Origin of the sequence: Pseudoalteromonas sp. TB41, from assembly GCF_000497975.1 — a bacterium.
Lineage (GTDB): Bacteria > Pseudomonadota > Gammaproteobacteria > Enterobacterales > Alteromonadaceae > Pseudoalteromonas > Pseudoalteromonas tetraodonis.
In genome coordinates this window covers 1-18,638 of sequence record NZ_AUTH01000022.1, presented here as the reverse complement: position 1 = coordinate 18,638, position 18,638 = coordinate 1, and the positions used below count along the sequence as shown (strand labels likewise).

Genomic DNA, 18,638 nt, shown 5'->3' with positions numbered 1-18,638 from the left:
AATTTATACTAACGGTGCTCTTTGTAATGGTTTTACTATATAGAAACAAATAATCGATAAGGTGAGATTATGATGATTCAACCGTTATTAGGTGTTAGTTAGTATGGACTTTATTGCTATCGGACTTTTCTTTTTAGTCCTTCTAATCGCTTTATCTATTGTTTGGGGAACGCTAAAAACGGGAATTTCACCGATGATGAGCTCAAGCAAAGCGCGCCAAACTATGCTTGCTGCAATAAGCATGGATGAAAAAGGCGCATTAATTGATTTAGGTTCAGGTTGGGGAACGCTTGTTATACCGGTTGCCAAAAAGCATCCTAATAAACAGGTTATTGGCTATGAGTTATCGTGGTTTCCTTGGTTAATTTCAATGCTTTTTAAATATAGTTTAGGTTTAGATAACCTTACCCTCTATCGTAAAGACTTTAAAAATGCCGATTTTAGTTCTGCGTCTACTCTGGTGTGTTACTTGTTTCCTGGTGGTATGGTAGCGCTTGAAGAAAAGTTAAAACATGACGTAGTTAATAATAAAATCACTATTGTGAGTAACACCTTCGCTTTGCCATCATATAAACCAACTAACGTGATCAAGCTTAAAGATTTTTACCAAACACCGATTTATGTGTACCACTGGCAACCCAAATAGAGGAATATTATTTAGGGTCAGTGCTTAGTTGATGTCATATTTTTTATCCATAAGTTCATCTTCTCTGCAGACATTGGTTTGGCAATATAATAGCCTTGCCCATGATAGCAACCCATGCCTATAAGTACTTTTTCGAGCTCTTGTGACTCTATCCCCTCTGCAACTAGGTTATACCCAAATGCTTTACTTAGCGCCACGATACACGTAACGATGGACTTGTCTTCATGGTCTGATAGGAGCTTTTTAACAAAGCTTTGATCTATTTTTAATGTATCTAAAGGTAATTTTTTTAAGTAACTCAACGAAGCATAACCTGTACCAAAGTCGTCTAGCGCAATACTTACCCCTAAATCGCGGCAGCCATTGAGAACGTCGACTGCTTGGTCAACGTTTCCAATTGTAGTGCTCTCTAAAATTTCCAATTCGAGGGTTTTTGGTTTTATATTATTAGTGCTGATGAGTAACTCTCTGAGGTTTTCAACAAAGCCCTCACTAAGTAAATGAGCTGGAGAGATGTTTACACTCATAGAAAGATGATTTCTTGTCCAAATTTTATGCTGTTTTAAGGCCTCAGCAAGTACCCATTCACCAATTAAAATACCAATGTGTGGATGCTCTAATGCCTCTGAAAAGTGACCAGGATAAAGTAAACCCAAAGTAGGGTGATTCCAGCGTATTAAGGCTTCAACGCCAATCAACTGGTGATCCATCAAATTTACCTTTGGTTGATAATGTAAAATAAACTCTTTGCGAGCAATGCCTTTTTCAGCAGCCAATAATAAATCATGTTTTGCATGCCTTAGGCTTTCTTCTTCTGGATCAAAAAACAGAATTCGGTTTGTTCCTGATCTTTTTGCTTGGTACATTGTTTGATCGGCTCTGCGTAAAATGTCATCACAAGTTAAGCCATCATCACTGGGAAGTGCAACGCCGATGCTGACTGAAATTTGAACGGAGCACGAAAACTCTGCTAATTTTATTGGGTCGTTTACCTCAATCAGCACCTCTTGTAACAGAGTCTCATATTCTTGTATCGTGTGCGCAGCCCCTCTTAATAAAAAGATAAACTCATCTCCGCCAATACGCGCGAGTGTATCTTCTTTGCGTAATGTGCTTTTTAGTCTTTGGGCAATAGTTTTCAAAACGAAGTCACCGGTTTCGTGACCGTATTTGTCATTAATGGGTTTAAAATTATCTAAATCTAAATAGGCAACGGCGAGCTTTTGCTCAGATGTAATGGCCTGTTGGAGTTGATCAATTAAAATAGGGCGGCTTGCTAAGCCTGTTAGGCTATCGTAGTGTGCCATGTCATGAAGTTTTTTTTCTAAGTTTGCGCGTTGAATTGAGCTAGATATAGAGTGTATCAACTGATCGCTTTTTAATTGATTTTTAAGTAAATAATCGCTTGCTCCTAGCCGCATAGCTTCTGCTGCTATTTTTTCATCTCCTAAGCCCGTGATCATAATCACAGCACAGTGGTTATTTTCAGTCTTTCTAATATTATTTAGCAGGGTAAGCCCCGATCCGATACCTAATCGGTAATCAACTATGACACAATCAAACTCACCATGTTCAAGGTAAGACATCGAACTTTCAATAGAGGATGCCTCTGAAATTTTCGCCTGTATATTTGAGCGAGATATCATACGACGTATTTGTTCTCTATCAACCGCATCGTCATCAACAATGAGTAGGTTAATACTGTCGCAGGTTTCAAAATTATCTATTGAAGTTATCATATCCATATCTCTTGCAAAATAGCTTATTCAAGCTCAACGGCATGTATATAAGCATCCATAAGTGTCGCTAATTTGGCAAACTGCGGGCCAATTGCATGTTTAACCATGTAACCTGCTACGTTGTTATGGTACGCGCGAGTACGATCGTTATCCTCATTGGAGGTCGTGAGTATAAATACAACAGTATCGTTTAATTTTTTATCTTTACGAATATGCTCTAAAAATTCAAACCCATTCATCACTGGCATATTCAGGTCTAGCAATACTAAGTAGGGCTCTGATATTACTTTTTGTTGTGCTTTTTCTCGTAACGCATCTAACGCAAGTTTTCCATTTTGTTTCCAAATTATTTTAATTTTAGGATCCACTTTTTTTAGGCTTCTTGTTACGGCTTCCGCGGCAACATCATCGTCTTCAACAAGCAGTATAGATAGATTTTTGATCATAAATTCTCTTTCCTTGCAAAGCGCGGCCACCAAACATGAAATGTAGACCCTTTTTGCGGTTCATTTGAGCTAACGGAAATGCGCCCACCATGAGCTTGTGCCAGACGCCGGCTAATAGACAGCCCAATACCTGAGCCTGACTTATCGTCAGAGGTTGTTTGAAATAAACTAAAAATACGTTCGTAAGCTTCTGGTGGTATACCGGGGCCATCATCAGTCACAGTGATATGGCAAAGCGTATTTTCTGCTACACAACGAATTTTTATACTTCCTTCTTCACTGTCGTGATGTTTAATGGCATTACTTAACAAATTGCGAACAACGGTTTCAAGCGGCGTCCATGCAGTGACGATGGTATTTAATTGAATGTCTTTATGAAGCTTCATTCCAGCCGGTAAATCTAACAGTTCGGTGACGTTAGAGATTAATTTATGCATATCGATTACTTGAGTATCTAGGGTAGCTTTGCCAGCTCTTGCATAGGCCAATAAATTATCAATTAACGTCTCCATTTTATGAATACGATCATCAATACGCGTTAAGTTGTACTCTACTTCAGGCGTGGTAGTGCCTAAATCTTCTTTTATCCATTCAATTAAGTTTGAAATGCCACGCAATGGAGAGCGTAAATCATGAGAGGCCACATAGGTAAACTCTTTCAGGCTAGTGTTATTTTCTTTTAGCTCAGTTTCCATTTGTTTTCGTTCTGTTATATCTAACAACGAGACAAACACCATGTCTTCATCATTGGTGTTTATAAAAGGACTCAAGCCTACTTCAACCGGGAATTCTTTACCGTCTTTGTGTAACGCGGTTAAATCTCTACCTACTCCCATACTTCTTACACTGGGTTCACGGTGAAATGAATGACGAAGTGCTGAGTGATGCCCTTGGTAGCGCTGCGGTAATAACATTTCCATTTTTTTATCGAGTAGTTCTATTTCACTGTAACCAAAAGATTTACATAACGATTGATTAACCGCTTGAATAATGCCCGCTTGGTCAACTATTAACACACCATGTGGTGCAGCTTGAATAGAGCGTTGAAACATATTATTAGCGCGCAGCCTTTGCGATATATCAACCAGTGTGGCTAAAACTAATTCTTGTTGTCCGTGTATTGGGTTTAAACCTATTTCAATTGGGATTTGCTTACCACTTTTTTGACTCGCAAATAACTCACGGCCTTCACCCATTAAGCGTTTTCGAGGGTTAGCAAAAAACTGACTCATCAAGTGGGTATGATTGGCTTTAAATTGAGCTGGAAGTAAACTATCTATGTTCATCCCTATGAGTTCTGAATCCTCATAGCCCAGTATTTCAGACAGTTGATTATTGGCAAAAAGGATCTGAGCATCAGTATTAACTACCATTGCCCCCATGGGTAAACAATTAACTAGTTGAGTTAAAAATGCTTCATCCATATTTACAGTTAAACTTGGTGAGTTAGATTTTTTATTTACTTTTTTAAGGTTCATCAAGCATCCCGCAAGTAAATTTAGTTCCCATAATATAGTAATAGTCGAACAAGTAATGAACAGCAAATCTAGCGAAAGATCATGTTATTTAAATGCTCATTTTAATGATTTTTTCTTATATTTTAGCGAGTCATCATGGTTGAAAAAGGTGCATTTATTTAGGTTTGGGGTGGGGAATGTTGGTTGTAATGCTTATTAAGTATAGCTTGGGTTCAAATAACCTTACACTTTATCGTAACGACTTTAAAAGTGCTGATTTTAGTAAAGCGTCTTCTCTGGTATGTTATCTGCTGGTATGGCAGCGCTTGAAGAAAAGTTAAAACAACACGTGCTTAAAAACAGCACCATTGTGAGTAACACCTTCGCTTTGCCTTCATATAAAGCAACTAAAGTAAATAAGCTTAAGGATTTTTATCAAACGCCTATTTATGTGTAGCACTGGCTACCAAAATAAACTTTGCCTGAAGTCTTAACACAAACGGCAGCCGCTTTGTCGCCGTGTCGTATGCAAGCAAAGTTTTAGTCCATGAAATTATCCAAGGATTTTTTAAGTGCTATTTTGTTATAGTTTGGAAGGTAGTTAAAAGCGATTACTGAACAGTTAAGAATTGTGATGTCTGAAGTCAAAATTTGACCCTTTTTCTTTTCTTACAGGGTCTATTTTCAATCATTCCAAGGGACTTCCGGGGAGATTAAGTGAGTAAAATTTTATTTTTTATATTGTTATTGGTTTGCTATCAAGCAAAAGGTAATTGTAGTGAGAATGTTACTTTAGATTTGATAAAAGATGATATTGACGCTCAGCAAGAGCTCGAATGGAAAGATGTTTCTAATGTACTAGAGCAAGGAATATTGCAGAATGACAGCACTGCCTATTTTCTATCTGGTTACGTTTTATATTTGGGAGCATATAAGCAAAATCCAGATTATAAAAAAGCTAAAAAAATGCTTTCAATTTCATCGTATTTAGGAAATATTAGAGCAAAGCATATCCTGGGTAGTTTTTTAATTACAAGTGAAAAAGCAGAAGACATATATGAAGGAACCAAGCTATTAGAGTCATCTTTTGAAAAAGGTATTTTAGATTCTAGTGTAAATTTATATTATGCATATCAACTTGGAAAATATGGTGATATTGCTTTTTTAAAAAACTCCTTACGTAAAGCGTCTGATGTGGGTGATGATGAGGCCGCTATATTATTAGGTCAATTGACTTTAGATGAAGCAATAAGAAAGAATGACTCAGAGTCGTTAGCTAAAATGGTTTCTTATCTATCGAACAGGGCTGAAAAGCGAGGTTTTTCAAATGATATGTATAAGAACTTATATTATCTTTTTTTCGGAATATATGGCCTGCGTGATTCCCCATTAAAAAATAGTATTTATGGGGATTATTATTTAAAAAAAGCGGCTGAAAATGGGCATGAACATGCAATAAAAATACTTAATCAAGGAAAGTCGTGAAGAAAAAGGTCAGCCATTAAAAAGTTCTTGCAAAAAAAGCAGATGTATTTTTTAAATTATTTATTTAAGAATCAAGAGTTTTTATTTTTAAACTCAATTTAAATAGCGTAAAAGAGTTAAACCTAAACTCCAGATATATAATATCGAGTGGCTACTCACAGCTGCAATATCAATGACCTCAAACCAATACATCAATAATTAAAGCAGTTACGTGCTTCTTTATTATTTGAAAAGTATTTAACTGTGGGGTCACATAATCTCAATACCTCTGAAATCAAAAAGCAGGAAAACAGTCAATAAATTGGTTGGTGCGACAAATATGCGATATTTTTATTATTAAATTAGCTAGTACGAAAGGAAAATGGTTTTTATTGAATAAAACTAAGTTTTGAAGGGATTTAAATGGTCGGTATGGAGAGATTCGAACTCTCGACCCCTGCCACCCCATGACAGTGCGCTACCAAGCTGCGCCACATACCGACTTCGACTGCAATAGTACGTGTATTTTTAAAAAAATCAATAAGCATTTGTTTGTTTGGATGTTTATTGCGCAAGCGTTTAATAATAAGCGCTTGCGCCAGAAGTTTTACACGGCTTTACTCTTTATTTAACCACTGGTTGATCGTGTTATACATTTCATCTCGTAGTATTGGTTGCGCAGTTTTGTTAGGGTGTAAGTTATCGTTTTGCATTAGCTCGCTTTTGCCTGCTACTTTAAGTACAAAAAACGGCATTAAATACGAGCCTGTGGCTTTGCTAACACTGGCAAAGCTATCGGTGAACATTTTACTGTAACGTGGGCCATAGTTAGGTGGAATATAAATTTCCATTAGCGCGGTTTGTGCATCTATTACTTGGCTTTTTTCAATTAGAGCGGTCAAGTTGTCTTGCATTTTAGTAACTGGAAAACCGCGTAGACCGTCATTAGCGCCAAGCTCTATGAGCACATGAGTTGGTTGATATTGCTCAAGTAATGCATCAAGTCTGCGCAGGGCGCCACCAGTGGTTTCACCGCTAATACTGGCATTAACTAAATTGATATTACGTTGCTCGGCATCGTATTTATCTTGTAACAATTGCACCCAGCCTTGTTCTTGTTTTAAGCCATAGGCTGCGCTTAAACTGTCACCAAGTATTAAAATCGTGTTGTTAGCTGCCGCAGTAAGCGGGTTAATAACTAAAAATAAAATAAATACAAAACGTAGGATTGAATGAGTCATATGTCAGCGCTTTCTCAATTAAATATAATTCAAGTAAATGGTTTGTCTAAAGTTGTATCTACCCTTGAAGGTGAGTTGTCCATCCTCAGCGACATCAGCTTTAATGTCAAGCACGGTGAGTCTGTTGCTGTTGTTGGCACGTCGGGCTCAGGTAAATCCACTTTATTAAGTTTATTAGCAGGGCTTGATACGGCAAGCAGCGGCGAAGTAATGTTAGATGGGGAGCCGCTGCACGAATTAGACGAAGAAGCGCGGGCCGCACTCAGAGCTGCAAAAGTTGGCTTTGTATTTCAGTCTTTTATGTTGGTACAAAGTTTAACTGCACTTGAAAACGTGATGCTACCAGCAGAGCTTGCAGGTAAAGAAGACGCCAAAGAACAAGCGCTCGCTTTGCTTGAAAAAGTAGGCTTAAGCCATCGGGTTGATCATTACCCGTCGCAGTTATCTGGTGGTGAGCAGCAGCGTGTTGCGATTGCCCGTGCGTTTGTGGGTTCGCCAAAAATATTGTTTGCCGATGAGCCATCAGCTAACTTAGATAGCAAAAATGGCCATATGATTGAGTCGTTATTATTTGATTTAAATAAGCAAAACGGAACAACCCTCATTTTAGTCACTCACGATGAAGCCTTAGCGCAAAAATGTGAACGCATTATTCAAATAGAGGCGGGGGAGCTGGTACAAAATTCAACAGAGGAAATGGCAAATGTGGGCTAAATTAGCGCTTAAACTATTTTCTCGTGAGTTTCGCCGTGGTGAACTAACCGTAATAAGCGCAGCCATTGCACTGGCGGTATTAACCGTACTTACCTTATCTATGGTAACTGAGCGAATTGCACAAAGTATTGCGCAAAAAAGCAGTGCATTTATAGCAGCAGATCGTGTTCTTGCCAGCAATCACGCCATAGATACCGCCTTTATAACCAAAGCAGAACAACAAAACTTACAAACTGCACAAATGGTGTACTTTGACACTATGCTGTTTGCAAACGATCAAATGCAGTTTAGCTCGGTAAAGGCTGCATCAAACAGTTACCCGCTTAAAGGCCAATTGAAAGTTAAGTCGGGTTTGAATGCTCAAACTGAGGTTGCACCCGGTGCGCCAAGCCCTGGTAACGTATGGTTAAGTGAGTCAGTTTTTTATAGCTTAAACATAAACGTAGGCGACCAAGTTGAATTAGGTGCCGCGTTATTTAATGTTGAAAAGGTGATTGTAGAAGAACCCGATGCGCCATTTAATGTGTTCTCTAGTAGCCGTAGGGTGCTCATAAACATAGATGATGTGGCAAAAACCGAAGTAATACAGCCAGGCAGTCGTGTATTTTACCGCCAGTTATATGCAGGTGATGAAAACGACATCAATAGTTTTTACGATTGGTTAAAGCCGCAACTCAAAGAAAACCAAAACTGGTATGGTGTAAAAGACCGCCAGTCTCCTATTTCAAATAGCTTAAACAGAGCCGAAAGTTTTTTATTGTTAGCAGGTTTGCTGGGCATTATTTTAGCTGCAGTAGCCATTGCGGTGTCAGCTAAACGTTATTGTGAGCGCCAATACGACCCTGTCGCAATGATGAAAACTTTAGGCGGCAGCCGCGATATAATCCGCAAAATTTACCTTATGCACTTATTAATGGTGTGTACCATGGCGGTAGTTGTTGGCCTTGCTATTGGTTACGGCTTACAAGAAGTTGCAACTGGTTACCTTGCAAAAAGCATGGGAACCGAACTGCCTATGGCAGGGTTTAAACCGTGGTTAGTGGCCATTAGCACCGGGGTTATTTGTGCGGTTATGTTTTCTATTAAGCCATTGTTAGATTTATTTGATATTCCACCACTTAGAGTGCTTCGCCGTAATTTAGGCGATCGCCTTGCGGTAAGTAAAATCCATTTAGGACTTAGCGCCTTAACGGTATTTTTATTAATGTGGTTATTTAGTAACAATATTAAAATTACCCTTATTTTATTTGCCTCAACGCTTGCGCTTATTTTAGTGTTGTTTTTAATTTCTAAATTAATATTTGGCGGGGGCCGAAAGCTTGGCTTAAAGCCAGGTAACAGCTGGTCGTTGGCTATTGCGTCTATTCAAAAACGTGCCAACGTTAACGCGGTGCAGCTAATCAGTTTTTCGCTAGCGATTAAATTACTGTTGTTTTTAATTGTGCTAAAAAACGACATTATTTCGGATTGGCAGTCTCAGTTACCAAGCGATGCACCTAATGCCTTTTTGGTTAATATTACGCAAAATGAGCTGGATCCGGTAAATGAATACTTAGCGCAAAAAGGCATTCAAGTGTCGGAGTTTTACCCAACGATTCGTGGCCGCGTGAATGCAGTAAATGGCGAAGCAGTAGCACGTGAAGTGTCATTGCAAGACAACGAGAAAAAAGACGAAGAAGCCCGCTCAGGCATTGGCCGCGAGCTTAACTTAACTTGGCTTGACGAAGTCCCTTCACAAAATGACATTATCGATGGCCAGTGGTTTGGCGATGACGCAGTAGCTGAGGCCTCACTTGAAGAGTCGATGATGAAGCGCCTTGATGTGAAAATGGGCGATACCCTCACGTTTTTAATTGGTGCGCAGTCGTTCGACGCTAAAATTACCAGTGTACGTAAAGTTAATTGGGCCACGCTTAAACCTAACTTTTTCATTATTTTAAGCCCTGATGTGTTGAACAGCTTTCCGGCCACGTATATTTCATCAGTACGTATTGAGCCTGAGCAAAAGCGCGATTTTAGCCAGCTATTGCGAGCATACCCTACTATTACAGCGATTGATGTAGACAACTTTGTTAGACAAATTCAATCGACTATTGAGCAAGTGTCGTTAGCTATTGGCTTTGTACTGGCTATTGTGGTGTTGTGTGGCGCGTTGGTACTTATATCGCAGGTGCAAGCAAGCTTAGGTGAGCGGATGCAAGAAATTGTGATACTGCGTACTTTGGGCGCTAAAAGCCGATTAATCAAAAATGCCACCTTGTATGAGTTTTTATTACTGGGCGGTTTAGCCGGACTGGTGGCTGCATTTTTCAGCGATATTGCGTTATTGATTGTTCAGCAGCAAATGTTTGATTTAGCGGGTAAGCTGCATCCTAATATTTGGATTATAGGCCCCGCTGCTGGCGGCGTGTTTGTAGCTGGGTTAGGCTATTTTATGATTGCCCGTACGCTTAAACAAAATACCCAAGGCTTAGTACGCGCATTGGCGTAAACTTTCCAGCCAAATAGCGTTTAAATGCCTACTTTTTAAGTAGGCATTTTTGTTTTTGCTTTGTACTGGTAATTTATACAGTGCTCTGGCATTATTAGCACTATTAATAAATAACAATAATGAGAGTGCTGTTTGGCCATAATTTTAGGGATCGATCCGGGCTCGCGTTTAACGGGTTACGGTGTGGTTGCGCATCAAGGTGCCAAGTTTTCATACTTAGGCAGTGGCTGTATTAAATTAGCCGATCATGACTTTCCCACCCGACTTAAAATGATTTACCAGGGCATTACGCAACTTATAGAGCAATTTTCGCCTGAAACATTTGCTATAGAAAAAGTATTTATGGCGCATAACCCTGATTCTGCTTTAAAGCTAGGTCAAGCCCGTGGTGCTGCGATTGTCGGTGCCTCTATGGCCGACTTACCGGTTTTTGAATACTCAGCACGGCAAATAAAGCAAGCCGTTGTGGGTAACGGTGGGGCAGATAAATCGCAAGTTCAACATATGGTTAAAAACATACTTAAACTGCCAGGTACGCCGCAAGCCGATGCGGCGGATGCGCTTGCAATTGCAATTTGCCATGCCCACTCTGAACAAAATTTAATAAAACTAGCGGGTAGCGCAAGCAAAACCGTTAGAGGACGTCTAAGGAAATAACAATGATAGGTCGCTTAAACGGCGTGTTAGTTGAAAAACAGCCCCCAGAAATACTCTTAGAAGTGAGCGGCGTTGGCTACGAAGTACAAATGCCAATGACCTGTTTTTACGATTTGCCTAAAGTAGGCGACAACGCCATTGTGTACACTCATTTTGTAGTACGCGAAGACGCACAGTTATTGTTTGGCTTTAATAATAAAACCGAACGTGCGTTATTTAGAGAGCTGTTAAAAGCCAATGGAGTAGGGCCTAAATTAGGCTTAGCCATTTTGTCGGGCATGTCGGCGCAGCAGTTTGTAAGTTGTGTAAACAATGAAGATGCCACTGCCTTGGTTAAACTGCCAGGGGTGGGCAAAAAGACCGCAGAGCGCTTAGTGCTCGAAATGAAAGACAGATTAAAAAATTGGGGTAATGACTTATTTACCCCATTTAGCGATAGCGCCGTAATAGAGCCTGCGAGCGATGCAACTATAGCCAATAATGCGGCCGATGATGCGGTTTCGGCATTAGTGGCGCTCGGTTATAAATTGCCACAAGCGCAAAAAGCAGTAAAATCAGTAAGCAAACCCGATATGTCGACTGAAGTTCTAATTAAAGAATCTTTGAAATCAATGCTGTGAGTAAATTATGATCGAAGCTGATCGCTTAATAGATGCTGCTGAAAAAACCAACGAAGACACCATAGACCGTGCTATTAGGCCTAAGTTACTGGCCGACTATCGTGGTCAGCCGCATGTTAAGCAACAAATGGAAATATTTATTGAAGCTGCGCGCAGTCGTAGCGAAGCGTTGGATCACTTATTGATATTTGGCCCACCAGGCTTAGGTAAAACCACGCTTGCTAATATTGTGGCGAACGAATTAAACGTAAATATTAAAACCACGTCTGGGCCTGTGCTTGAAAAAGCGGGCGATTTAGCCGCATTGCTCACTAACCTTGAAGAAGGTGATGTACTGTTTATTGATGAAATTCACCGTTTGAGCCCGCAAGTTGAAGAAATACTCTACCCGGCAATGGAAGATTACCAGCTCGATATTATGATAGGTGAAGGCCCTGCAGCGCGTTCTATTAAGCTTGATTTACCCGCATTTACACTCATTGGTGCAACTACCCGTGCGGGATCATTAACTTCTCCACTGCGTGACCGTTTTGGTATTGTGCAGCGCTTAGAGTTTTACTCTGTGGAAGACTTATCGCATATTGTGGGGCGCTCAGCGCATTATCTTAGTTTAGAAATGTGTGACGATGGCGCGGCCGAAATAGCCAAACGTTCGCGCGGTACGCCACGTATTGCAAATCGTTTATTGCGCCGAGTGCGCGATTACACCCAAGTAAAGTCAGACGGTACGGTTAATGCTGAGGTGGCCCAACAAGCCCTCGACATGATTGACGTTGATAAAAGCGGTTTTGATTACATGGATCGTAAATATTTACTCGCCATCATCGAAAAGTTTATGGGTGGCCCTGTTGGCCTTGACAACTTAGCCGCGGCAATAGGCGAAGAGAAAGAAACCATAGAAGATGTGATTGAACCCTTTTTAATTCAACAAGGATTTATTCAGCGTACGCCGCGAGGGCGAATTGTCTCTGATAATGCGTACCACCATTTTGGCTTGTTACCTAAAAAGATTAAATAACCAGAATAACTAGACTCTTTCTAAAGCCACTGTCATTTTAACGACAGTGGCTTTTTAGTATAAGCAAAGGCTAAATTTAGACGTATTTTACTTTGCCAATAATTCACTGAGCGTTAAGACATATCAGGCTATTGTGCGCCTGCTGTAACGTTACTGAGGCCGAGTGTAGCTGATTTGACAAATTGCGGGCAAAAAAAAGCCCGCAAATAATGCGGGCAAACAACAAGTTTAAGGAAGTAATCTAGGGAACTACGTTTTACTTATTGAGGTCATACCCCAAGAAGTAAAAAAGTAATACGAAATAAATCATATTACGAAGAACTGGATTCAATGAAATAGCTTTCATTTAATGCGCTAGCTCGGTATGGGAGAATAATACCGAAGCGGCAGAATTTGTTCAAACTAGAAAATTTATATTTTCAGATTAAAAAAACTAATAGCAGGGGTTTTCTGTTTTTACTTAATGTTGCATGTTAATTAACCATTAATTCTATAAGTTAATGAAATGCTTTGTTTATGTATATTAACATATAAACGTTCGGTATTAGTTTTACTATTACGTTAAGGTAAGCGTGTAGTGTTTATGAGTGCTTATGCATTAATTTTGAATAAACAGCGTATTTTTGTGACTCTTTAGTGAAATTAAGCGGGCTTACAGATAGCTTTATTGTTATTTATTTATACAGTAAAACAAGAGTTAAGTAGTAAAACTATTTTTTTTAACGTTTTTTGTTGGCTATTCACAGCAATATCGTTGTCAGCAGGAAATACACTAGATACACTAGCTGAACTTTAATGGTGGCTAATGTGTTACAAAGTTACCTTACTCAAATAAATCAATTTGATGTTTTTAATTATTTAGGAGTTTAACGTGGGATCAGGGCTTAATTTTTTAGATCTAATTCTAGAAGCCAGTTTGCTTGTGCAATTAGTAATGCTAGCGTTGGTTGCTATGTCGGTTATGTCGTGGGCTATTATTTTTCAACGTAAAAAAGCCATCTCTGACGCCTTAGCAAATGCCAAAAAATTTGAGCAACGTTTTTGGTCTGGTGTTGACCTAAGTAAGTTATATAACGAAATTTCATCACGCGGTGGTCAATCAACGGGTATTGAAGCGTTATTCACCTCAGGTTTTAAAGAGTTTGCACGCCACAAAAAAAATACCTTTCAAAGTGCAGGCATTGTTATGGAAGGCACGCACCGTTCAATGCGGGTTGCGCTTTCTCGTGAAATAGAAAAACTAGAATCAAGCTTATCGTTTTTAGCAACCGTTGGGTCAATTAGCCCCTACATAGGTTTGTTTGGTACAGTATGGGGTATTATGAATGCCTTTATTGCCTTAGGTGAAGTAAAACAAGCAACCTTACAAATGGTTGCACCAGGTATAGCAGAAGCTTTGATTGCAACAGCAATGGGTTTATTTGCGGCTATTCCTGCCGTTATTGCCTATAACCGATTTGCTAATAAAGTTGAAAAGTTAGAATCTCATTACATTAACTTTATGGAAGAATTTGCCAATATTTTACACCGTCAAGCAGCTACCCAAATAGAGGCTCAAGCGAATGTACCAGCGTAAAAAGCGTCGCCCAGTCGCAGAAATTAATGTAGTACCATACATTGATGTAATGTTGGTGTTGCTTATTATATTTATGGCCACTGCGCCATTGATAACCCATGGCGTAAAAGTAGACCTACCAAAAATGGAAGAGTCAGACTTGGTTGATACCAAAGATACGCCGCCCATTATTGCCTCTATTGATTCGCAAGGTAAGTATTATGTAAGCATAGGTACTGATCCGGAAGAGCCAATGGAAGCATTAGATGTAGCCGCTGTAATTAAACTACAACTAATGAAAAACCCTGATACTCCAGTAATGATTAAAGGCTCAGGCAAAGTGTCGTATCAAGAAGTGTTACTGCTCATGGATTTTTTGAAAAATGCAGGTGTACCATCGGTAGGCTTAATGACCGAATCCTTTGAGGGGACCAAGTAGTCATATGAATACGTCGTTAATCAAATCAGTAATACTGCATTTAGCATTAGGGGGATTTTTGTATGCATCAGCAAACATTCATCCACCTAAACCTAAAGTAATGGAAGTGACGCTTAATGCCGCCATTCCTGAGCCAGAAAATGCGGTGTCTGCTGTGACCGTGGATCAACAGCAGGTTGAGCAAAAAATTGCTGAGTTACGCAAAAAAGAAGAAGATAAAAAGCGCGCTGAAGATAAACGCATTCGTGATTTAGAGCGCCGCGCAGCAGACGCACGTAAGCAAAGTGAATCTGAAGCAAGACGCATTAAAAAGCTAGAGCAGCAGCGCAAAGCTAAAGAGAAAGAAAGAGCTGAAGCCGAAGCTCAAGCTAAAAAAGCCCGCGAAATAGAACAACGTGAGCGAGCAAAGGCCAAACAAGCGCAAAAGCAAAAGCAAGAGGCTGAAGATGCTGCTAAAGCGGCTGCCGACAAACGCAAAGCCGAAGAAGCCGCGCTTAAAAAAGCGGAAGAAGAGCGTAAAAAACGTGCTGAAGAAGCTGAGCGTAAACGTCAGCAAGCATTGCAAGAACAAATACTGCAAGAGCAACTTGCCAAAGAGCAGGCTGCTCGTAATAAAATACGTCAACAGCAAGTAGTGAGTGAAGTTGATAAATACCGTGCATTAATTATGGCGCGTATTCAGCAAAACTTATTAATTGATGAAAAAATGAAAAACCAGCAATGCCGCATTAATCTCCGTCTTGGGTTTAATGGCTTGGTTACGCAGGTTAAGTCGTTAGGCGGTGATAAGTTAGTGTGTGAAGCTGCTTTAAGAGCGGTTCGCATGGCTGACACATTACCGGTATCGAAAGATAAAGACGTATTCGAACAATTAAAGAATATTAATATAACCATCGCGCCAGAGTTTTAAGGGATGACATGTTTAACAAAATTAAAATAGCCTGTTTAGTTTTAATATTAGGGTTTCAGGGCGTTGCACACGCGGCACTTGAAATTGTTATTACTGAAGGTATAGACGGTGCAAGACCGATTGCGATTGTGCCTTTTAAATACCAAGGTATTGGCCCTATTCCAGAGCAGCTTAGCGATGTTATTGCTGCTGATTTAATGCGCAGTGGTAAATTTAAGCCAGTTAGTGTTTCACAAATGCCTCAACAACCACATAAAGACGGCGATATTGATTACGGCGCTTGGGTTAATAAAGGCGTTGAAGCGGTTTTAGTGGGTGAAGTAGAACAGCAAACCAACGGACGTTACTTAGTACGTTATGAGCTTGTTGATGTTATTCGCGGCCAAATTACTGGCGGTGAAACACAAATGATGAGCAACGGTAAGCTTGTTCAAAGCCAAGACCATATTTTAGAAGCACGTCAAAGCGTAATTGGTGAAACTGGATTTCGTCGATACTCGCACCGCATTAGTGATGTTATTTATGAAAAGCTAACTGGCGAAAAAGGCGCGTTTTTAACAAAAATAGCCTATGTTATTGTACGTGATACCGAAGAAAAGCCTTATCAGTTAGTGGTTGCTGATTACGATGGTTTTAATGAACAAGTATTATTGCGTTCAAAAGAGCCATTAATGTCACCGGTTTGGTCACCTGACGGTACTAAGTTAGCGTATGTAACCTTTGAAAATCGCCAGAGCCAAATTTACATTCAAGACATTTATACGGGTAAACGCGAATTGATCACCAGCTACAAGGGAATTAACGGCGCGCCGCAGTTCTCGCCAGATGGTAAAAAGTTACTGCTAGTGCTGTCAAAAGATAAAACTGGTGCAACTGAGGTTTACTTATTAGACTTACTAACACGTAAAGAGACGCGATTAACACGCCATCGTAGTATAGATACCGAACCTTCGTGGTACCCAAATGGTGAAGATATAGTATTTACGTCGGAAAGGGGTGGTAATGCTCAGATTTATAAGTTAAATTTAAAAACTGGCAGAACGCAAAGATTAACCTTTGACGGTGACATGAACCTAGCGGGTTCTATTTCGCCAGACGGAAAAGAATTAGTGATGGTAAACCGTACTAACGGACAGTATCATCTTGCTAAGAAAGAGTTGGCTACAGGTGCGTTTCAAGTTTTAACACGAACTCGCCTTGACGAATCACCGAGCATAGCGCCGAATGGCTCGATGATTATATACAGCACGCTCCACAATAATAAACAGGTACTTGCGCTAGTATCGATGGACGGCCGTTTTAAAGCACGTTTACCTGTGCTTGATGGACAAGTAAAGGCACCGGCTTGGTCGCCATATTTACAGTAATAATTGCTGGTTTACTCAAAATAGGAATCTACTCAATGCAACTTAACAAAATACTTAAAGGCCTGCTAATTGCTGTGCCAGTAATGACACTAGCAGCTTGTAGCTCATCTTCAGATATCGACGAAAATGCAGCTAACCAGTCAAACCAAGCAACTGTTGAGCAAACAACAACGGATACAGTTGAAGTAGCCACAATGACGCCAGAGCAACAAGCAGAAGAGCAACTTCGTCAAAAGTACGAAGCGCTTCGTCAAGAGCAAATTATCTACTTTGACTTTGATAAAGCGACAGTTGAAAGCAAATATGCAGACTTACTTCGTGCACACGCTGAGTTTTTAGTTAAAAATCCTTCTGTTAAAGTATTAATTGAAGGCCACGCAGATGAGCGCGGTACGCCAGAGTACAACATTGCACTTGGTGAGCACCGTGGACAAGCAGTTGAAAAATACCTACAAAGCTTAGGTGTTTCTGCAAGCCAAATGTCAGTAGTTAGCTACGGCGAAGAAAAGCCAATGGTTAAGACTCGCACAGAAGCAGCTTTCGCTAAAAACCGCCGTGCGGTACTAGTTTACTAAGATAAGAGATATTATGAAGCCGAAAATTATTTTGGCAGCCATGATATTGAGCGGGAGCACCCAGTTAATGGCTGCTCCCGCTCCTGTTTCAGAAGCTGCAAGTTCACAGTCAAGCATTGAAAAGCGTTTAGCAACACTTGAAAGTATGATGCAACAGCGTAATTTTTTACAAGTAGAGTTACAGCAACAGCTCAATTTACTGCAAGATGAAGTTAGTCAAATACGCGGAGTAACTGAAGAGCAAAGCTATAAGCTTGAAAAAGTACTCCAGCGTCAACGCGAGCTTTATCAAGAAATTGAGAACCGTGTTAGCCAAGCGTATGCAAAGCCGACCGTTCCAGCGCCTACAACAGACTACACACAGCCAAGTAATGAGCAGAGCTACAGCAGCGATTTATCTGAAAACGAAGCGTACGAACGTGCTGTTGCGCTTATAATGAAAGATAAACGCTACGACCAAGCTATTCCAGAATTTCAAGCGTTCTTAACAACGTATCCAAATTCAGTGTACACCTCAAACGCACATTATTGGCTGGGACAACTATTAACGATTAAAAATGACGGTGTAAAAGCAGCCGAGCACTTTAAAGTAGTTGTTAACGAATTTCCAAATTCAAATAAACGCCCAGATGCGATGTTAAAGCTTGGTACACTTTTACAAGAGCAAGGTTTGAAGGCAGAAGCACAAAAAATACTGAATGAGCTTATCAATCAGTACCCAAGTACAACTGCTGCTAAATTAGCCACAGATCGCTTATCAAAATAAATGTTGATGCTTGATTAGACTGCTTTTTGTCATAAGCGGTCTAAAATTGCTCAACTAGACATAAAAACTTAAAAAAAGAGACAATTTCGGTTGCACTCATTTTATAAATAAGTATTATAAGCGCCCGCAGCAAACGAATGGTAACCCCACTCGAAATGCGACAAAAAGAGCGGGTCATTAGCTCAGTTGGTAGAGCAGTGGACTTTTAATCCATTGGTCGATGGTTCAAGTCCATCATGACCCACCATTCTTTTTATATTAGAATGGTCCAATCGGCGGATTTACGCGTACTTACTTTTTATAAGTAAACCAGAGCGGGTCATTAGCTCAGTTGGTAGAGCAGTGGACTTTTAATCCATTGGTCGATGGTTCAAGTCCATCATGACCCACCATTCTTTACTGAATGGTTATAATCGGCGGATTTACGCAGCCTTACTTTTTATAAGTAAACCAGAGCGGGTCATTAGCTCAGTTGGTAGAGCAGTGGACTTTTAATCCATTGGTCGATGGTTCAAGTCCATCATGACCCACCA

The 18,638-nt window shown here is 40.0% G+C and carries 18 protein-coding genes and 4 tRNA genes; 17 read left to right on the top strand and 5 right to left on the bottom strand.

Translation table 11 applies throughout. The features are described 5' to 3' along the window. The first annotated feature begins 103 nt into the window (after positions 1-103). Positions 104-646, top strand: a complete 543-nt coding sequence (locus tag L641_RS0103700) for a methyltransferase (protein WP_024601160.1) — start codon at positions 104-106, stop codon at positions 644-646. Positions 647-663: 17 nt separating this feature from the next. Here the strand turns inward: L641_RS0103700 and L641_RS0103695 are convergent, their stop codons facing one another. Genes L641_RS0103695 through L641_RS0103685 form a run of 3 tightly spaced genes read right to left on the bottom strand, consistent with a single transcriptional unit; the run spans position 664 to position 4,309 of the window. After that, positions 664-2,385 carry a GGDEF domain-containing response regulator gene (locus L641_RS0103695; RefSeq protein ID WP_235190276.1) on the bottom strand — a complete coding sequence of 574 codons (1,722 nt, stop codon included), beginning with the start codon at positions 2,383-2,385 and terminating at the stop codon, positions 664-666. A gap of 23 nt (positions 2,386-2,408) precedes the next feature. After that, positions 2,409-2,831: a response regulator gene (locus tag L641_RS0103690; protein ID WP_013464629.1), complete on the bottom strand. Its 423-nt coding sequence runs from the start codon at positions 2,829-2,831 to the stop codon at positions 2,409-2,411. Then, positions 2,828-4,309, bottom strand: coding sequence for a PAS domain-containing sensor histidine kinase (locus L641_RS0103685; RefSeq protein ID WP_024601159.1), 1,482 nt, complete (start codon positions 4,307-4,309; stop codon positions 2,828-2,830). The genes L641_RS0103690 and L641_RS0103685 overlap by 4 nt, the downstream gene beginning before the upstream one ends. A 280-nt stretch (positions 4,310-4,589) precedes the next feature. On the opposite strand from L641_RS0103685, the gene L641_RS23550 reads away from it, so the two are divergent. Both L641_RS23550 and L641_RS0103675 read left to right on the top strand, forming a co-directional pair. Beyond that, positions 4,590-4,745: a hypothetical protein gene (locus L641_RS23550; RefSeq protein ID WP_253944043.1), complete on the top strand. Its 156-nt coding sequence runs from the start codon at positions 4,590-4,592 to the stop codon at positions 4,743-4,745. A 260-nt stretch (positions 4,746-5,005) separates the two neighbouring features. Further along, positions 5,006-5,773, top strand: coding sequence for a hypothetical protein (locus tag L641_RS0103675; protein ID WP_024601158.1), 768 nt, complete (start codon positions 5,006-5,008; stop codon positions 5,771-5,773). A 403-nt stretch (positions 5,774-6,176) separates the two neighbouring features. Here L641_RS0103675 and L641_RS0103670 read toward each other — a convergent pair. Further along, positions 6,177-6,253 (bottom strand) — tRNA-Pro (locus L641_RS0103670). Positions 6,254-6,369: 116 nt separating this feature from the next. After that, a complete protein-coding gene (locus L641_RS0103660) occupies positions 6,370-6,993 on the bottom strand; it encodes an arylesterase (RefSeq protein ID WP_024601157.1) in 624 nt (207 codons plus the stop codon). Between L641_RS0103660 and L641_RS0103655 the strand changes: the two genes are divergently transcribed. The 14 genes from L641_RS0103655 to L641_RS0103590 all read left to right on the top strand — a co-directional run bounded on the left by L641_RS0103655 (position 6,994) and on the right by L641_RS0103590 (position 18,638). Next, positions 6,994-7,707: an ATP-binding cassette domain-containing protein gene (locus L641_RS0103655; RefSeq protein WP_008114127.1), complete on the top strand. Its 714-nt coding sequence runs from the start codon at positions 6,994-6,996 to the stop codon at positions 7,705-7,707. Then, positions 7,697-10,198, top strand: coding sequence for an FtsX-like permease family protein (locus tag L641_RS0103650; protein ID WP_024601156.1), 2,502 nt, complete (start codon positions 7,697-7,699; stop codon positions 10,196-10,198). The genes L641_RS0103655 and L641_RS0103650 overlap by 11 nt, the downstream gene beginning before the upstream one ends. A gap of 132 nt (positions 10,199-10,330) precedes the next feature. Continuing rightward, positions 10,331-10,855 carry a crossover junction endodeoxyribonuclease RuvC gene (gene ruvC, locus L641_RS0103645; RefSeq protein ID WP_024601155.1) on the top strand — a complete coding sequence of 175 codons (525 nt, stop codon included), beginning with the start codon at positions 10,331-10,333 and terminating at the stop codon, positions 10,853-10,855. A gap of 2 nt (positions 10,856-10,857) precedes the next feature. Beyond that, entirely contained in the window at positions 10,858-11,475 is a 618-nt protein-coding gene (gene ruvA, locus L641_RS0103640; protein WP_008114133.1) for a Holliday junction branch migration protein RuvA, read from the top strand. A 7-nt stretch (positions 11,476-11,482) separates the two neighbouring features. After that, complete coding sequence (gene ruvB / locus L641_RS0103635; RefSeq protein ID WP_024601154.1) at positions 11,483-12,493, top strand: Holliday junction branch migration DNA helicase RuvB; 1,011 nt, start codon at positions 11,483-11,485, stop codon at positions 12,491-12,493. 871 nt (positions 12,494-13,364) lie between these two features. Beyond that, entirely contained in the window at positions 13,365-14,069 is a 705-nt protein-coding gene (gene tolQ, locus L641_RS0103630) for a protein TolQ (RefSeq protein WP_016899821.1), read from the top strand. Next, positions 14,056-14,487, top strand: coding sequence for a protein TolR (gene tolR, locus L641_RS0103625; protein WP_016899822.1), 432 nt, complete (start codon positions 14,056-14,058; stop codon positions 14,485-14,487). The genes tolQ and tolR overlap by 14 nt, the downstream gene beginning before the upstream one ends. A gap of 4 nt (positions 14,488-14,491) precedes the next feature. Next, positions 14,492-15,397, top strand: a complete 906-nt coding sequence (gene tolA / locus L641_RS0103620; RefSeq protein WP_024601153.1) for a cell envelope integrity protein TolA — start codon at positions 14,492-14,494, stop codon at positions 15,395-15,397. An 8-nt stretch (positions 15,398-15,405) separates the two neighbouring features. Beyond that, positions 15,406-16,764 (top strand): Tol-Pal system beta propeller repeat protein TolB, encoded by a 1,359-nt coding sequence (gene tolB, locus L641_RS0103615; protein WP_013464640.1) that lies wholly within the window; start codon positions 15,406-15,408, stop codon positions 16,762-16,764. 35 nt (positions 16,765-16,799) lie between these two features. Then, a complete protein-coding gene (pal, locus tag L641_RS0103610) occupies positions 16,800-17,339 on the top strand; it encodes a peptidoglycan-associated lipoprotein Pal (protein ID WP_013464641.1) in 540 nt (179 codons plus the stop codon). A 13-nt stretch (positions 17,340-17,352) separates the two neighbouring features. Next, positions 17,353-18,105, top strand: coding sequence for a tol-pal system protein YbgF (ybgF, locus tag L641_RS0103605; RefSeq protein WP_024601152.1), 753 nt, complete (start codon positions 17,353-17,355; stop codon positions 18,103-18,105). Between the two features lie 171 nt (positions 18,106-18,276). Continuing rightward, positions 18,277-18,352: transfer RNA gene (locus L641_RS0103600), tRNA-Lys, on the top strand. Between the two features lie 69 nt (positions 18,353-18,421). Further along, positions 18,422-18,497, top strand: a tRNA-Lys gene (locus tag L641_RS0103595). A gap of 65 nt (positions 18,498-18,562) precedes the next feature. Continuing rightward, positions 18,563-18,638 (top strand) — tRNA-Lys (locus L641_RS0103590).

Excerpts from the sequence above, each read along its gene's own strand:
- L641_RS0103660 (WP_024601157.1), bottom strand. The coding sequence starts at position 6,993 with ATGACTCATTCAATCCTACGTTTTGTATTTATTTTATTTTTAGTTATT.
- L641_RS0103650 (WP_024601156.1), top strand. The coding sequence starts at position 7,697 with ATGTGGGCTAAATTAGCGCTTAAACTATTTTCTCGTGAGTTTCGCCGT.
- L641_RS0103695 (WP_235190276.1), bottom strand. The coding sequence starts at position 2,385 with ATGATAACTTCAATAGATAATTTTGAAACCTGCGACAGTATTAACCTA.
- ruvA (WP_008114133.1), top strand. The coding sequence starts at position 10,858 with ATGATAGGTCGCTTAAACGGCGTGTTAGTTGAAAAACAGCCCCCAGAA.
- tolR (WP_016899822.1), top strand. The coding sequence starts at position 14,056 with ATGTACCAGCGTAAAAAGCGTCGCCCAGTCGCAGAAATTAATGTAGTA.
- pal (WP_013464641.1), top strand. The coding sequence starts at position 16,800 with ATGCAACTTAACAAAATACTTAAAGGCCTGCTAATTGCTGTGCCAGTA.
- tolA (WP_024601153.1), top strand. The coding sequence starts at position 14,492 with ATGAATACGTCGTTAATCAAATCAGTAATACTGCATTTAGCATTAGGG.
- ruvB (WP_024601154.1), top strand. The coding sequence starts at position 11,483 with ATGATCGAAGCTGATCGCTTAATAGATGCTGCTGAAAAAACCAACGAA.
- L641_RS0103655 (WP_008114127.1), top strand. The coding sequence starts at position 6,994 with ATGTCAGCGCTTTCTCAATTAAATATAATTCAAGTAAATGGTTTGTCT.
- L641_RS23550 (WP_253944043.1), top strand. The coding sequence starts at position 4,590 with ATGTTATCTGCTGGTATGGCAGCGCTTGAAGAAAAGTTAAAACAACAC.
- L641_RS0103685 (WP_024601159.1), bottom strand. The coding sequence starts at position 4,309 with ATGAACCTTAAAAAAGTAAATAAAAAATCTAACTCACCAAGTTTAACT.
- ybgF (WP_024601152.1), top strand. The coding sequence starts at position 17,353 with ATGAAGCCGAAAATTATTTTGGCAGCCATGATATTGAGCGGGAGCACC.
- L641_RS0103700 (WP_024601160.1), top strand. The coding sequence starts at position 104 with ATGGACTTTATTGCTATCGGACTTTTCTTTTTAGTCCTTCTAATCGCT.
- L641_RS0103690 (WP_013464629.1), bottom strand. The coding sequence starts at position 2,831 with ATGATCAAAAATCTATCTATACTGCTTGTTGAAGACGATGATGTTGCC.
- tolB (WP_013464640.1), top strand. The coding sequence starts at position 15,406 with ATGTTTAACAAAATTAAAATAGCCTGTTTAGTTTTAATATTAGGGTTT.